Annotated in this window: 13 protein-coding genes; 7 read left to right on the top strand and 6 right to left on the bottom strand. The window is 68.8% G+C overall.

From position 1 onward, the window contains the following. Nucleotide 1 precedes the first annotated feature (1 nt). Nucleotides 2-1,018, top strand: coding sequence for a Rieske 2Fe-2S domain-containing protein (locus H6G99_RS05985; protein WP_190610509.1), 1,017 nt, complete (start codon nt 2-4; stop codon nt 1,016-1,018). A gap of 23 nt (nt 1,019-1,041) precedes the next feature. Here H6G99_RS05985 and H6G99_RS05980 read toward each other — a convergent pair whose 3' ends face one another. Further along, complete coding sequence (locus H6G99_RS05980; RefSeq protein ID WP_190610508.1) at nt 1,042-2,250, bottom strand: MFS transporter; 1,209 nt, start codon at nt 2,248-2,250, stop codon at nt 1,042-1,044. 161 nt (nt 2,251-2,411) lie between these two features. On the opposite strand from H6G99_RS05980, the gene H6G99_RS05975 reads away from it, so the two are divergent. Genes H6G99_RS05975 through H6G99_RS05955 form a run of 5 tightly spaced genes read left to right on the top strand, consistent with a single transcriptional unit; the run spans nt 2,412 to nt 7,405 of the window. Continuing rightward, complete coding sequence (locus H6G99_RS05975) at nt 2,412-3,455, top strand: aromatic ring-hydroxylating dioxygenase subunit alpha (RefSeq protein ID WP_158219574.1); 1,044 nt, start codon at nt 2,412-2,414, stop codon at nt 3,453-3,455. Then, complete coding sequence (locus H6G99_RS05970; RefSeq protein WP_190610507.1) at nt 3,452-4,549, top strand: HlyD family efflux transporter periplasmic adaptor subunit; 1,098 nt, start codon at nt 3,452-3,454, stop codon at nt 4,547-4,549. The genes H6G99_RS05975 and H6G99_RS05970 overlap by 4 nt, the downstream gene beginning before the upstream one ends. Continuing rightward, nucleotides 4,546-5,733: an ABC transporter permease DevC gene (devC, locus tag H6G99_RS05965; protein ID WP_094586702.1), complete on the top strand. Its 1,188-nt coding sequence runs from the start codon at nt 4,546-4,548 to the stop codon at nt 5,731-5,733. Before H6G99_RS05970 ends, devC begins: the two co-directional genes overlap by 4 nt. 5 nt (nt 5,734-5,738) lie before the next feature. Further along, complete coding sequence (locus H6G99_RS05960; protein ID WP_190610506.1) at nt 5,739-6,422, top strand: ATP-binding cassette domain-containing protein; 684 nt, start codon at nt 5,739-5,741, stop codon at nt 6,420-6,422. Between the two features lie 20 nt (nt 6,423-6,442). Next, complete coding sequence (locus H6G99_RS05955) at nt 6,443-7,405, top strand: alpha/beta fold hydrolase (protein ID WP_190610505.1); 963 nt, start codon at nt 6,443-6,445, stop codon at nt 7,403-7,405. Here the strand turns inward: H6G99_RS05955 and H6G99_RS05950 are convergent. Further along, entirely contained in the window at nt 7,396-7,695 is a 300-nt protein-coding gene (locus tag H6G99_RS05950) for a hypothetical protein (RefSeq protein WP_190610504.1), read from the bottom strand. The genes H6G99_RS05955 and H6G99_RS05950 overlap by 10 nt on opposite strands. Then, nucleotides 7,682-8,446, bottom strand: coding sequence for a MinD/ParA family ATP-binding protein (locus H6G99_RS05945; protein ID WP_094586755.1), 765 nt, complete (start codon nt 8,444-8,446; stop codon nt 7,682-7,684). Before H6G99_RS05945 ends, H6G99_RS05950 begins: the two co-directional genes overlap by 14 nt. A gap of 122 nt (nt 8,447-8,568) precedes the next feature. Between H6G99_RS05945 and H6G99_RS05940 the strand changes: the two genes are divergently transcribed. Beyond that, nucleotides 8,569-10,056 carry a HAMP domain-containing protein gene (locus H6G99_RS05940; protein WP_190610502.1) on the top strand — a complete coding sequence of 496 codons (1,488 nt, stop codon included), beginning with the start codon at nt 8,569-8,571 and terminating at the stop codon, nt 10,054-10,056. On the opposite strand, the gene H6G99_RS05935 is transcribed toward H6G99_RS05940, so the two are convergent. From H6G99_RS05935 to pds, 3 genes are read right to left on the bottom strand one after another with little or no spacing between them, the layout of a single operon-like run. Further along, on the bottom strand, nt 9,947-11,560 hold the full coding sequence (locus tag H6G99_RS05935) for a TolC family protein (protein WP_190610501.1): 1,614 nt from the start codon (nt 11,558-11,560) through the stop codon (nt 9,947-9,949). The genes H6G99_RS05940 and H6G99_RS05935 overlap by 110 nt on opposite strands. Next, nucleotides 11,557-12,486, bottom strand: coding sequence for a phytoene synthase (locus H6G99_RS05930; protein WP_502690438.1), 930 nt, complete (start codon nt 12,484-12,486; stop codon nt 11,557-11,559). Before H6G99_RS05930 ends, H6G99_RS05935 begins: the two co-directional genes overlap by 4 nt. Next, the gene (gene pds, locus H6G99_RS05925; RefSeq protein WP_190610500.1) at nt 12,483-13,904 is read right to left on the bottom strand and encodes a 15-cis-phytoene desaturase; all 1,422 of its coding nucleotides are present in this window, start codon (nt 13,902-13,904) and stop codon (nt 12,483-12,485) included. Before pds ends, H6G99_RS05930 begins: the two co-directional genes overlap by 4 nt. Nucleotides 13,905-13,916: the final 12 nt, after the last annotated feature.

Below are 13,916 nucleotides of genomic sequence, written 5' to 3'. Positions count from 1 at the left end.
GATGCCGACGCCGTCCCCCTGGCCCACCGACTGCTGGTATGCCGTCGGACTCTCCAGCCAGGTGGGCGACCAGCCCCTGGCCCACCGCTTCCAGGGCCGGGAGGTGGTGCTGATGCGCGATGGCGGCGGCCGGGTGCTGGCCTTCGATGGCCGCTGCGCCCACCGGGGCTGCTCCCTGGCGGGGGGCTGGGCGAAGGGGGACAGCCTGGTCTGTCCGTACCACGGCTGGCAGTACGACGCCCAGGGCACCTGCGTGCACATCCCGGCCCTGCGGGCCGAGGAGTCGATCCCGCGCCAGGCGCGGCTGCGCACCTTCCCCACCCGGGAGCGGCACGGGTTCGTCTGGCTGTGGCTCGCCGGCGGCCAGGCCAGCCCCGATGGCGATGTGCTCGACATCCCGGAACTGGACGGGCTGACCCTGCGGGCCGGCGGTGACATGGCCTACACCTACGCCACCCATTTCACCCGCACGATCGAGAACGGCATCGACCCCACCCACGCCGCCTTCGTGCACGGCAAAAGCATCGGACGGGTGGACCCGACCACCGATTTCAGCCTCGAGCACTATCCGGTGCAGGTGGAACCCGGCAGCCTCTACGGGCGCATGCCGATCAAGGTCAAGAAGCTCAACGGGCTCACCTGCCTGCTGCTGAAGGGAGACAGCGCCAATGCCTTCAAGGAGTACCGCTTCCTCTACCCCAACGTGGTGGTCTCGATCATCCATTTCGGCGCGGTGACCCTGGCGGCCCTGCAGGCCCATGTGCCCGACAACGACGGCGAAACCACCGTCCGGGTCACCAACGGCCGCAATTTCCTCACCGCCACGCCGGTGCTGAATCGCCTGTTCGATCGCGTCACCCTGGACACGGGCCTGCAGATCTCCAAGGAGGACGCCGCCGTGATCAGCGAACAGCAGCCCAAGCGGGTGAGCTTCCGGGGCTCGAATGAGGTGCTGATCGAGTCCGACCTGATCCTGGTGGAGTACAGGCGGATGATGCGCGAACACGCCCGCGCCTGAGGCGCCGTCATCAGAGCGCCAGTTCAGCCGGCGATGTCGACGGGGACCGGCACCGGTTCCCTGACGCCGCGCAGCAGGGGCGCCCCCAGCAGGCAGACCACCGCCTGGAGCAGGAAGCAGAGGGTGGGGGAGAGGTCGTAGAGCACCCCCGCCAGCATCGGACCCAGGGCACTGGCCAGACCCGTGAGGGCCAGCAGGCTGCCCAGCATCACGCCCTGCCGGTTCTCCGGGACCAGCCGCGAGACCAGGCTGCGGGCCGTGGGGATCACGCAGGCCGCCCCCACCGACAGCATCACGGCGGCCGTGACGATCACGACGGCGGCGCCGGCGCCGAACACCCGGGCCAGGGGGATCAGGGCGATGCCGGCGGCGACCGCCAGCAGGCCGTAGATGTTGAGGCGGGCCTCCCCATGGCGCCGCACCAGCGGGCCGGTGAGGGCCACCTGCACATAGGTGACGGTGAGGCCGACGATCACGAAGATGCCGCTCGACTGCGAGGCCGACCAGGAGAACTGATCCTTGAGATAGAGCACCAGCAGGGTGGTGAAGCCGCTGAAGGCGAAGTTGAAGCAGCAGAAGGCCAGCGCCACGCGGTTCGCCTTCGGCAGCGCCAGCAGGGCCATGACCGGGGCCAGTCCGTTGATCTGGGACCACTGGAAGCGGGGCCTGTTCGGGAGCGGCAGCGTCTCCTTGAGATACAGAAACGCCATCAGGAAGTTGTAGGCCGCCAGGGCGGCGGCCACGAACACCGGAAAGCGCATGCCGAATCCCACGAGCGCCCCCCCCAGGGCCGGGCCGGCGATGGCCCCGAGGCCGAAGGCGGCGCCGCTGATGCCGAAGTTGCGGGCCCGGTTCGCCGGGGTGGAGATATCGGAGATGTAGGCCTGGGCGGTGCCGACGGTGGCCGTGGAGACGCCGTTGATCGCCCTGGAGAGAAAGATCAGCCCCAGGGTTCCGGCCAGGCCGAACATGAACAGGGACAGACAGTTGATGGCCACGCAGAGAAGGATCACCGGCCGCCTGCCGCAGGCATCACTGAGGGAACCGATGATCGGTGACGCCAGCACGGAAAACAGGGTGGCCGTGGAGGCCAGCAGCCCCAGGGTGAGTCCGTCGGGAGAGAACTTCTCGAGGATGAAGGGAAGCAGGGGATAGACGATGTTTTCGCCCAGCTTGTCCAGCAACAGGGTGAGAAACACGATCGCCAGGGGACTGCGCAGCTTGCGAATCACTTGCGAATCATTCGGACGGCAGTGTGGGGCGACCCAACCTTGGCGGCGGCGCCAATCTAGGGGGTGTCGCTCTCTCGATCGGGACGCTTCGCTTAAGATCCGCGCAGCATCGGCAGAGCATGTCATTGGCTGGGAGCGCCTCAGAGACATCCCCTCCCCAGGTGTCTCAACTGGCCCGGAACTGCTGGTACGCCGTCGCCTCTTCGTTCGCCTTCCGCCAGGGTCCGGTGGCCGTCCCCTTCGCGGGCCACGATTTCGTGCTCTTCCCGGATGCCGAAGGCCGGCCCAGGCTGTTCAGCGACCGGTGTCCCCACCGGGGGGCCTCCCTGGCCCTTGGGCGGCTGGAGGAGGGCGGCTGCCTGCGCTGCCCCTTCCACGGCTGGAAATTCGCCGCCGACGGGACCTGCCTGGAGGCTCCCGCCGAGCCGGCCGGCTCCAGCCCTCCGGCGCGCAGCGACCTGGTGGGTGAGCGGCCGGCGGTCGAGTCCCGGGGCTTCATCTGGATGTGGTGGGGCGAGGGCCCGCCCGATCCGGCCCTGCTGCCCGATCTGCCCGTCTTCCCGGACGACGCCTGGGGCCATGTGGAGAGCAGCTTCGACTGGGACACCCACTTCAGCCGGGTGATCGAGTCCAACCTCGACAATTCCCATGCTTACTGGGTGCACAAGAGCACCTTCGCCAGCCAGGATTCACCCCTGTCGATTCCCGTCGATCTCCGCAAGGAGGACCGCATGATCGCCGCCACGGTGAGCTTCGAACTGCCGGTGAAAGGGGTCCTGAAGCTGCTGCGCACCCTGAGCGGCCAGAGCGGCCCCCTGTGCGCCACCACCACCTTCAGCTTCTATTACCCCAACCTCAACATCGTCGACACCAGCATCGGCGACCAGCTGCGCTTCGTCTTCTTCAACGCCAGCCTTCCCCAGAGCGACACCCACACCCTGGCCCGCTGGGTGAAGTATTCCAAACGCAAGCGCCTGCGGCTGCCGGGGAGCGAAGCCCAGTCGATCGCCATCTCCCGCACCATCTTCCAGGAGGACCATGGGGTGGTGCGCAGCCAGCGACCGACCCCCGTCCCCCTGGATCTCACCCAGGAGCGGCATGTGGCCTCCGACATCCTCTCGATCGAGTACCGCCGCATGCACCGCCGCTGGCTGGGCGCGGATCCCGCGGTTACCATGGCGCGCCCGGAGCCCCTCGGTTCGTGACGGAAACGCCGCACGGCGACAGGCTGGAGGGCCTGCAGCGCACCTGGCGGGAGCGGGCCTGGGGCAGCGGCCGCCGCAAGGTCGTCACGGTGTCGGTGCTGGCCGTGCTGGGGCTGGCGGGCTGGCAGCTGACCCACCGCCCCGCCCCGCCGCCACCGCCCCTGGCGCCCCGGGCCGTGACCGCCCTGGGACGCCTCACCCCCCAGGGGGGCGTCGTGTCCCTCTCCACCGCCTCGGGCAACAGCGGCGGCTCGGAGGTCGTCGACAAGTGGCTGGTGCCCGAGGGGGCGGCGATCCGCCGCGACCAGCTGCTGGGGTTCCTCAGCAGCTGGGCCAGTCTCCGCAAGGGGGTCGTCCAGGCCGAGAGCCAGCTGGCCCTCAGCGAGGCCAAGCTGGCCCAGGTGGATGCGGGGGCCCGCCAGGGGGCCCGTGCCAAGGCCGAGGCAGATCTCAAGGCCGAGCAGGTGGTGATTCCCTATCTCAAGATCAGCCAGCAGAAGAGCGTGGAGCTGTTCAAGGCCGGGGCGATCTCCGAGGAGGAACTCGGCAAGGCCGATGCGGCCCTCGCCCAGGGCCAGGCCAACATCCAGGCCCTCAAGGGCACCCTCTACGACAACCTCACGGTCCGCCCGGTCGACCGGGAGGTGGCCCTCGCCGACGTGGCGGTGGCCAAGGCCAACCTGGCCCAGGCCCGCAGCCAGCTGCGGAACGCCGAGATCCGCTCCCCCCTCGACGGCAAGCTGCTGCGGATCTACAGCTGGCCGGGCATGAAGGAAACCGACCAGGGGCTCGCCCAGATCGGCAAGATCGGCGCCATGCAGGTCTGGGCCCAGGTGTTCCAGAGCGACATTCCCCAGGTGCGACCTGACCAGCCCGTCGAGATCTGGCCGGAGAGCGGCGGCTTCAGCGGCAAGCTGCAGGGCCGGGTCCTGGCCATCACCGGGGAGGTCTCCGACCGGGATCTTTTCAGCGTCAATTCCAACAACAACGTCAATGCCCGGGTGGTGCTGGTGAAGATCGCGCTGACCCCCGCCGACTCCGCCCGCCTCGCCAAGCTCAGCGGGCTGAACGTGAACGTCCGCTTCCTGCCGTGATCGGCCGCTCCCTGAAACGCAGCCTGGGCGATCTGCCGGTGGCCTGGCTGCAGCTCAAGCGCCAGCCGATCCGCTACCTGGTGGCCGTCACCGGCATCGGCTTCGCCGCCCTGCTGATGTTCATGCAGCTGGGCTTCCAGTCCGGTCTGCTCACCAGCGCGACCACCTTCTACCAGGCCCTGATCACGGATCTGGTGGTGATCAGCCCCGGCACCCGGGACAGCGGCGCCTTCCAGCAGTTCCCCCAGTCCCAGCTCTATCAGTCGCTGGGGGTGCCGGGGGTGGCCGATGTCATCCCCGTCTATGTCGCCAATGTGAACGCCCAGCAGATGGGCGGGATCAAGCCCACCAGCCTGCGCCTGATCGGTTTCGATCCCGACCAGCAGATTCTTGATCTGGCGCCGGTGCGCGAGCAGATCGACCGCATCCGCACCCCCGGCTACGTGCTCTTCGACGCGGCCGGCAACAGCAACACCGGACCGGTCGCCGCCGCGGTCAAGGCCCAGGGGAGCCAGACGATGATCCTCTCCGACTACTCCAAGACCTTCCGGGTGGTGGGCCTGTTCCGCCTCGGCTCCACCTTCGCCGCCGACAGCAACCTGATCAGCAGCGACACCACGGCCCTGCAGCTGGCCTACAAGCAGATCAACGAGGGCGAGATCTCCATGGGCCTGATCCGCGTCAGCGATCCGGCCGCCATCGCCCCCGTTCAGCGTCACCTGCGGGCCCTCTACGGCAGCCAGCTGCAGGTGTTCACCAAGCCCGAATTGATCGCGAACGAGCAGAACTACTGGAACACCAGCTCCTCCTTCGGCATCATCTTCGGCTTCGGCACGATCATGGGTCTGCTGGTGGGTGGGGTGATCGTCTATCAGGTGCTGTACACCGATGTCAGCGACCACCTGCACGAGTACGCCACCCTCAAGGCCCTGGGCTTCCGCAACCGATTCCTGCTGATTCTGGTGCTGCAGGAGGCCTCGATCCTGGCGATCTCCTCGTTTGTTCCCGCCCTGGTGGCGAGCGCCGCCCTCTATGCCTTCCTCACCGCCGTCTCCGGCATCCAGATCGTGATGACCACCGGCAAGACCGTGCTGGTGTTCAGCCTGACCATCGGGGTCTGCGCCGTGGCGGCCGCCATCGCGCTCAACAAGCTGCGGGATGCGGATCCGGCCAGCGTCTTCTGAACCCGATGCTGCCTGTCGTCGCCGAGAATCTGCGCCACGCCTACGGGGAAGGTCCGCTGCGCAGCGAGATCCTGCACGGGATCAGCTTCACCGTGAACCCCGGCGAGATCACCCTGCTGGTGGGACCCTCCGGCAGCGGCAAGAGCACCCTGCTCACCCTGGTGGGGGCGCTGCGATCGGTCCAGGAGGGCTCCCTGCGGGTGCTGGGCAGTGAGGTGCGGCGCTCCAGTGAGCGGATGCGGGTGGAGATCCGCCGCCGCATCGGCTTCATCTTCCAGAGCCACAACCTGGTGGCCTCCCTCACCAGCCTGCAGAACGTGGCGCTCGTGCTGCAGCTGAGCGAGCCGGACCCCGAGCGGCGCCGGCACCGGGCCACCGCCCTGCTCGAGGCGGTGGGTCTGGGCCACCGTCTGCACCACTTCCCCTCCGAGCTCTCCGGCGGCCAGCGGCAGCGGGTGGCGATCGCCCGGGCCCTGGCCCCCGAGCCCGATCTGGTCCTGGCGGACGAACCCACCGCCTCCCTCGACAGCAGCTCCGGCCAGGAGGTGGTGGCCCTGCTGGGCGACCTCTGCCGCAAACGGGGCAGCTCCGTGCTGCTGGTGACCCACGACCTGCGCCTGCTGGATGACGCCGATCGGATCTGGGCCATCGAAGATGGCTGGGTCGAACCCTGGAAGGGGTCCCATTGAGTCCCCCGACCCCAGGCCCCATGACCGTCTCACTCCCGGCCGACGACGGCACGATCTTCCCGGCGGACTGGCTGGGCAGCTGGTCGTGGCAGGGGCAGACGATCAGCTACGTGACCCAGGCATCGGCGGCCCCGGAGGCGAGCGGGGCGCTGCCCGTGCTGCTGATCCACGGCTTCGGCGCCTGCAAGGAGCACTGGCGCCACAACCTGCCGGCGCTGGCCGGCCGGCGCCCGGTCTACGCCATCGACCTGGTGGGTTTCGGGGCCAGCAGCAAGCCCCCCTCCCGGCTCGAGGATGAGCCGGAGGATGGGCTGGCGCTCCGCTACGGCATCGACCTGTGGGCCGACCAGGTGGCCGCCTTCGTGCGGGAGGTGATCGGCACGCCGGTCCAGCTGGTCGGCAATTCGATCGGGGGCGTCGTGGCCCTGGCCGCCGCCGCCAGGCTCGGCGACGACGCCCGCCAGGTGATCCTGATCGACTGTGCCCAGCGCAGCCTCGACGACCGCCGCCTGAGCGAGCAGCCGCCCCTGCGCAGGATCGGCCGGCCCCTGCTCAAGCGCCTAGTGCGCCAGCGGTGGCTCACGGGCCGCCTGTTCCGCTGGGTGGCCAACCCTGGCGTGATCCGCCGGGTGCTGGGCGCCGCCTACCCCTCCGGCCAGGGCATCGACGACCAGCTGGTGCAGCTGCTGCTGACCCCGGCGCGCAGCCCCGGCGCCGACGAGAGCTTCCGGGGCTTCATCAACCTCTTCCGCGACCGCCTCGCCCCCGACCTGCTGGCGGAACTGACCATCCCGGTCCGGCTGCTGTGGGGGGAGGCGGATCCATGGGAGCCGGTGGCCGAGGCGCGGCGCTGGGCCGGGGCCTTCGCCGCCGTCCGCGACCTGCGCGTCCTGAGCGGCCTCGGCCACTGCCCCCACGACGAAAATCCCTCCCTGGTGAACCCGGCGCTGGAGGAGTGGCTGGCGCTGGCGGATCAGCCCTGAGGTGGCGCCGCCGGCCTGGTGGCGCCCAGCCGGGTGCGCCAGCGCTGGCGATCGGGATCCCAGGCCAGCCAGCCCCGCTCCTGCAGAAGGGCCCGCAGCTCCGCCGGCGCCTGACCCGGGGCCACCGCGGCCGCACAACCGGCGTCGAGCTCGGCCTCGGCCAGTCCGGCCCGCAGGCCCGTCGTCAGCAGCTGGCGCAACGCGGCGGGTTCGAGCGCCAGCAGCCGGGCCATGGTCAGCGGGCCGGCGGCGGCGGGATCAGCGCCGGTGTCGGGCTCAGAGGAGCGCATCGGCGAGGTCAGCCGCGAGTTGGGTCACCCCGGTGCTCCATGGATGGGTGGGGACATCCATCAGGGCCAGGCTGCCACTGGCGATGGTGAGCAGGTCGTCGCTGAGGGGCAGGATCGCTCCGACGGGAATGCCATAGCTCTGGGCCACCCGGGCGCGCACCTGTTCGGCGTCGAAATGGGCCGGCAGCTTGTTCACCACCAGGCGGGCCTCGGGCACCATCAGCCTCTGGGCCACTTCGATCGCCACGGCCGTGCCGAGGTAGTCCTGCTGGTCGGGGCGCATCACCATCACCAGACAGTCGGAGATGGCGGTGGTGAGCAGGGTCTCCTCGTTGATCCCGGGGTGGGTGTCCACGATCAGCAGATCCAGGTGCTGGCTCTGGCCCAGGCTGAACAGGGCATCGTTGAGCCGCTCCACTTCATAGCCTTCCCGCAGCAGCCGGGCGATCCGGTCGCCCTCCATGGCGGCAGGCACCAGAAAGATGCGCCCCTTGCCGCCCGCCATCGAGGCGGGGGTCACGTCATGGGAGCACTGTTCAATCGGAATGGAGCCCTGAAGATGATCATTGAGCGTATGGGATTCCGGCCCTGCCGTGAACCCAAACAGCACATGAATACCTGGTGAAGCAAGATCGGTGTCGAAGACGCCGACCCTGAGTCCGCGGGCCGCGAATGCGGCCGCCAGATTCGCCGAGAGGTTGGATTTTCCCGTTCCACCGCGGAAGGAATGGACGGAAAGGATCCTGGTCATGAAGCGATCCATCTCACGGACGTGGGAAAATCATAGGCATGGCGTTGAAGGCCCTTTTGACGATTCGCCAACGGCTCGCGGGACGGCCTCAACGGACAGCGGGGGTGAGGAGGGGGCGACCCTTGCGCCTGTCCGTGCGGCTGATGCTCCTGGGGGTCAGCGGCCCGCTCGTGAGCCTGGCGATCTTCCTGGCGCTGGCCACGATCGGCTCGATCCGCCTGGCCCAGAAGGCCCGGATCGAGATCAGCACCATGTTCGACCACGACAACCTCTCCTCCCTGGCGGTCACCACCTCCATCATCGAGAAGTCGGCCGAGGAGTTCAGCCGGGTCATCCGTCAGGACTCCAAGGACCTGCGCAAGGCCCTGGCGCCGTTGCGGATGGACACCGAAGGCCGCCTGTCCTGGAAGGGCCAGCCCCTGACGCAGGCCCAGGCCCCCGCCCTGCTCAACGACCGGCTGCGACTCCCCCTGGCCCTGCTGCGGGAGCGGGCCGCCGTCTACTACCGCGACCGCAGCGGCACCTGGCGCCGGCTCACGGGCATCACCAGCCAGGGCCAGGCCCTGGAGCCCGGCGCCCCTGCCCTGCCAGCCACGGTGGACGACTTCCAACACCTCTTCAAGGGCGCTCCGGCCGCGGAGATGAGTCGCAGCGCCATGCTGAAGCTGGATGGGGAATGGCGGATGGCCCGGCTGACCGTCCTTTCGGGTCGGAAACCCGGCGAAGGCCACCTGGCCCTGCTGGTGGACGTCAGCACCCAGGCCGCTTCCAAGCTCCTCGCCGCCGGCTCCAGCCTCTTCCCCGCCGAGACCCACCAGGCGGCCTTCTTCGGCATCACCCCCACCGGTGGGCTGTACTGCAGCTACCAGACCGTGGACACCCAGGCCTGCATCGACCTGGCCATGGCCCTGCGCCAGAACGGCGGCATTCCCGATCCACGCACCCTCGGCCATAGCGAGCCCTTCGAGCGCAAGGCCATGGTGCGCCCCCCGGGCTCCACCACCCCGGTGCTGCAGCACCTTTACATCGCCGCCTTCCCGGAGTGGAACTGGCTGGCGGTCGTCTCCGTGGAGGAGGAGGCCCTCGCGGATGCCCTCCTGCCGATGCAGGAGGCCAAGGACGAGATGGTCCGCCGGCTGGTGATCCTCACCCTGATCCTGATCAGCGCCAGTGGCGTCGCCGCCTGGCTGATCGCCCGCGGCATCCGGCGGGAGCTGCGGGAGCTGGCGACCGCCGCCGATGCCATCGCCGACGGCCAGGGCCATCAGGCCCTCACCTACCCGTCGGACGACGCCATCGGCCGGCTGGTGCGGGCCTTCAACCGCATGTCGGGGGCGGTGGCGGACCGGGAGAACTCCCTGCGGGACCAGATCCGGCAGATGGAGATCAACATCAACGCCAGCGAACTGCAGGGCCAGGTCTGCTCGATCCTCAACGACCCCGGCTTCGAGCAGCTCAGTGCCCGGGCCCGGGCCATGCGCCAGCGACGCCTGGAGCAGATCAGCGCATCTGCCCCATCCGTGTCGGCAGACGCAGGGTCTGCAGGGGATTGCCCACCGCCTGGAGCAGGGCGGGATCAGGCTGAACCTGCAGGCCGCTCGAGCGGCTGAGCTGCACCAGGGTGTCGTTGTAGGTGGCCAGGTTCTGGATGTAGGAGCTCACCGCCTGGCTGATCTCCTGCTGGGCCTGCACCACATCGGTGATCGTGCCGTAGCCGGCGTTGAAGCGCAGGGTCTGGAGGCGCAGGGCCCCGTTGGCCGCTTTGACCCGTTCGGCGCCGGCCAGCACGATGCTGCGGCCGGAGCGGGCCTGGGCCACCAGGGATTGCACGTCGCTGCGCACCTGCAGCACGGTGGCGCTGTAGGTCTCGGCGGCGGCCGCCGCCTGGCGGCGGGCGGCGGCGGCGTTCATGCGGGCCTGGCCGCCGTCGAAGCCCGTGAACGTCAGTTGCAGCAGGGCCGATCCGTTCCATTCGTCGGAGCGGGCGTTGGGCACGAACGGCGGGCCCTGGTTGAGATAGCCCACCCCCTTGGTCCAGTAGAGGGACGTGATCAACTGCAGGGTGGGGCGGTAGGTGGCCAGGTAGATCCGCGCCTGGGCCTCGTTGGTCTGGACGGCGAGGAGCTGCTGCTCGAGCACCTTGCGGTAGGCGAGGCTCGCCGTGATCGAGTCGTCGAGGGAATGGTCCCAGGCGCCGAGGGGCGCGAAGGGCGTGGCGGGGGTGAGGGCGTCGGGACTGGGGGTGGCCAGCAGCTGGGCGAGGTTGGCCCGGGCGGTCTCCACCTGCTGCTCGGCGGCCAGCAGGGCCTGGCGATCGGCCAGCAAGACCGTCTGCTGCTTATAGACCTCCAGCCGGGAGGCCACCCCCATCTGCACCCGGGTCTGGGCGAGGCGATACAGCAGCTCGTCGTTCTCGACGATCTGACGGCCGGTCTGGACGGCGGCGAGGGCCCGCTGCAGATCGATGTAGGCCGACTGGGTCTTGAGGCGCTGGTCGCGGCGGGTGATCACATAGGTGTCGGCCGCCTGGCGGACCAGGTACTTGCTCTGCCAGATCGTGGCCGACCGGGTGGGATCGATCAGGTTCCAGGTGGTGTCGATCTGGCCGATCGCCTGGAAGTAGCTGGCCTCGAACACCCTCTGACTGCTGAGACCGGAGCCCGAGATGGAGAAGCCCGCGGAGGCACTGAAGGGGTAGTTGTAGAAGGTCTTGGAGGCGTAGGGCCCGCCGTTGAGGCTGAGGTTGAGGGTCGGCCACCAGCTGGCGTAGGCGGCGCCGAGGCTGTTCTGGGTGGCCACCAGCGACTGATAGGCGGAGCGCACCACGGGATTGCGATCCACGGCCCAGGCTGCCGCCTGCTCCATCGTCAGGGCCCCCAGGAGCTCTGGGGGCAAGGGGGGCAGGCGGTCGCCGCTGGGCATCGGGCCGGGCCATCCCGCCCCCAGTCCCTCCACCGCCTTCACCTCGGGAGGGCTGACCGTGGCCGGCAGGGACTGGGCCAGGGCCGGGCCCGGCAGCGTCAGCCCGGCGGTGGCGGCGAGGGTGAGGCGTACAGACGCAGGCAGCAGCAGCTTCAGCGGCCCGATGGCCTGGCGGATGGGGCGCCGCTTCATCGCGTCTGGGCGATCACATAGGAGAGGGGGAGATCCAGCAATTTGCCGACCCTGGGCACGAAGGCGCGGTGATTGAAGACGTCATAATCCAACCTCTCGATGACATCAAGGATCCCCCGATACAGCCGCAGCGATGCCCACACCGGCCAGCGGGCATCCGGAGCCAGCCAGCGCACCCCGGCCTCGGAGCGGTTGAACCAGTCCCGGGCCCGCTCCAGCTGGAACCGCATCAGCGCCTGCCAGTTCTCATTGAGACGCCCGGCCATCAGATCGGCTTCGGAGTAACCGAAGCGGTCGAGATCCTCCTGGGGCAGGTAGATGCGGCCACGACCGCGATCCTCACCCACATCCCGCAGGATGTTGGTCAGCTGGTTGGCGATGCCCAGGGCCACGGCCGCTTCGGAGGTGTCGGGACGCTCGCTCCAGGGTGCGGAGGTGTAGGCCGCATCGACCCCCATCACCTCCTGGGTCATCAGACCCACGGTGCCCGCCACCCGGTAGCAGTAGAGCTGGAGATCGGAGAAGCTGGCGTAGCGGTCGCGCAGCACGTCCATCCGCTGGCCCTCGATCATGTCGAGGTAGGCCTGCAGGGGCTGGGGAAAGCGCTCGATCGTGTCCAGCATCACCCGGTCGAGGCCATCGACGGCATGGCCGGCGAACAGGGCGCGGGTGCGCTCCTCCCAGGCATCGAGACGCTCCAGCAGGACCTCGGCCGACAGCGTCTGGGCCTGGGCGCTGTCCATCAGTTCGTCGGTGCGGCGGCACCAGACGTAGATCGCCCAGATCGCCCGGCGCTTGGCCGGCGGCAGCAGCATCGTGCCGAGATAGAAGGTCTTGGCCCACTGCGCCGTCTCCTGTCGGCAGGATTCGTAGGCCTCCTCCAGGTCGGAAGCGCGGTCGAGGGGCAGCGGGGCCAGCACACTCACACCGTCGCCAGGCTCTGGGCGGGGGCCGGACCCTGGCCACTGCCGGAGAGGTGGGCGTCGACAGCGGCGGCGCAGAGCTTGCCGCTCAGCACCGCCCCCTCCATCGAGGCCAGGTAGCGCTGCATGGTGAAGCAGCCCGCGAGGAAGAAATTCGGGATGGGGGAGTCCTGGGAGGGTCGCAGCTGCTGGCAGCCCGGCACGGTCTTGTAGACGGAGAGGGGCGTCTTAACGACCACCGACTTGCGCAGCACGGCCGGGGCGTCACCGGTGAAGTGGATGGGGAAAAGGCGCTTGAGCTCCTCCATGGTGGCGGCCACGATCTCGGCATCGGGGCGACCGATCCAGTCGGCGGCCGGGGCGAACACCAGCTCCAGCATGGAGCGGTCGGGATCCTCGTACTCCCGGCAGGTGTTGCTCATGTCGGCATAGACGCTGAGCAGGTCGGAACGGCTGAACAGCAGGTGGTCGATGTCCGTGAGCTTGCGGTCGAACCAGAGATGGATGTTGATCACCGGCACCCCCCGCAGCCCCTCGAGCTTGCTGAAGTAGGGCAGCGACTTCCAGGCGTCCGGCAGCAGCAGCTTGAGCGGATCAACGGGCATGGCGCTCACGTAGGCGTCGGCCTGGATCTCGCGCTCGGGCCGCCCCTTGATGCCGCCGATGCGGAAGCCCGTCACGGCGCCGTCCTTGTCGATGCGGATCTCCCTGAGGGCCGACTCCAGATGAACCTCACCCCCCCGGGCCTCGATGTACTCGACCATCGGCTGGCAGAGCCGCTCCGGCGGGTTGCCGTCCAGGAAGGCCATTTTGGAGCCGTCCGTTTCCTGGAGGAAGCGGTTGAGGGCGGTGAGCACCACCGTGCTGGAGATCTCTTCGGGATTGATGAAGTTGAGCGCCTTGCTCATGGCGAGAAAGACTTCATCGTTGACGCGCTCGGGGATATTGTGAATCCGCAGCCATTCGCTCCAGCTGTACTTGTCGCATTCCTCCACATAGGCCTGGCCGCGCAGCATGGCCGGCACCAGGCCGAGGCCGAAGGCGATCTTCTCCGGCCAGGTGAGCATGTCGTTGTTGCCCAGGATCGCCGCCACCCCGTTCAGCGGAGCCGGCAGATCCGGAAAATCGAAACGGCTGTAGGTGCCGGGAACTTCCTTCTGGTTGAAGATCATGGAGTGGGACTTCCACTGCAGGCGATCCTCGATGTCCAGCTCCGCGAAGAGTTGGCGCATGTTGCGATAGGCGCCGAAGAAGATATGCAGACCGGTTTCGTACCAGTCGCCATCGGCGTCCTGCCAGGCCGCCACCTTGCCGCCCAGCACGTCTCTGGCTTCGAGCACGATCGGGGTGTGGCCGGCGTCGCAGAGGTATTTGGCGCAGGACAGACCGGCCAGACCGGCCCCGGCGATGACAACCCGCATGTCGTACCCGAG

This window comes from Synechococcus sp. FACHB-909 (genome assembly GCF_014698945.1).
In the GTDB taxonomy this organism is placed as follows: Bacteria; Cyanobacteriota; Cyanobacteriia; order PCC-6307; family Cyanobiaceae; genus Cyanobium.
Note: the sequence above shows the minus strand (reverse complement) of the source record. Positions and strands in the feature narration are given on the sequence as shown.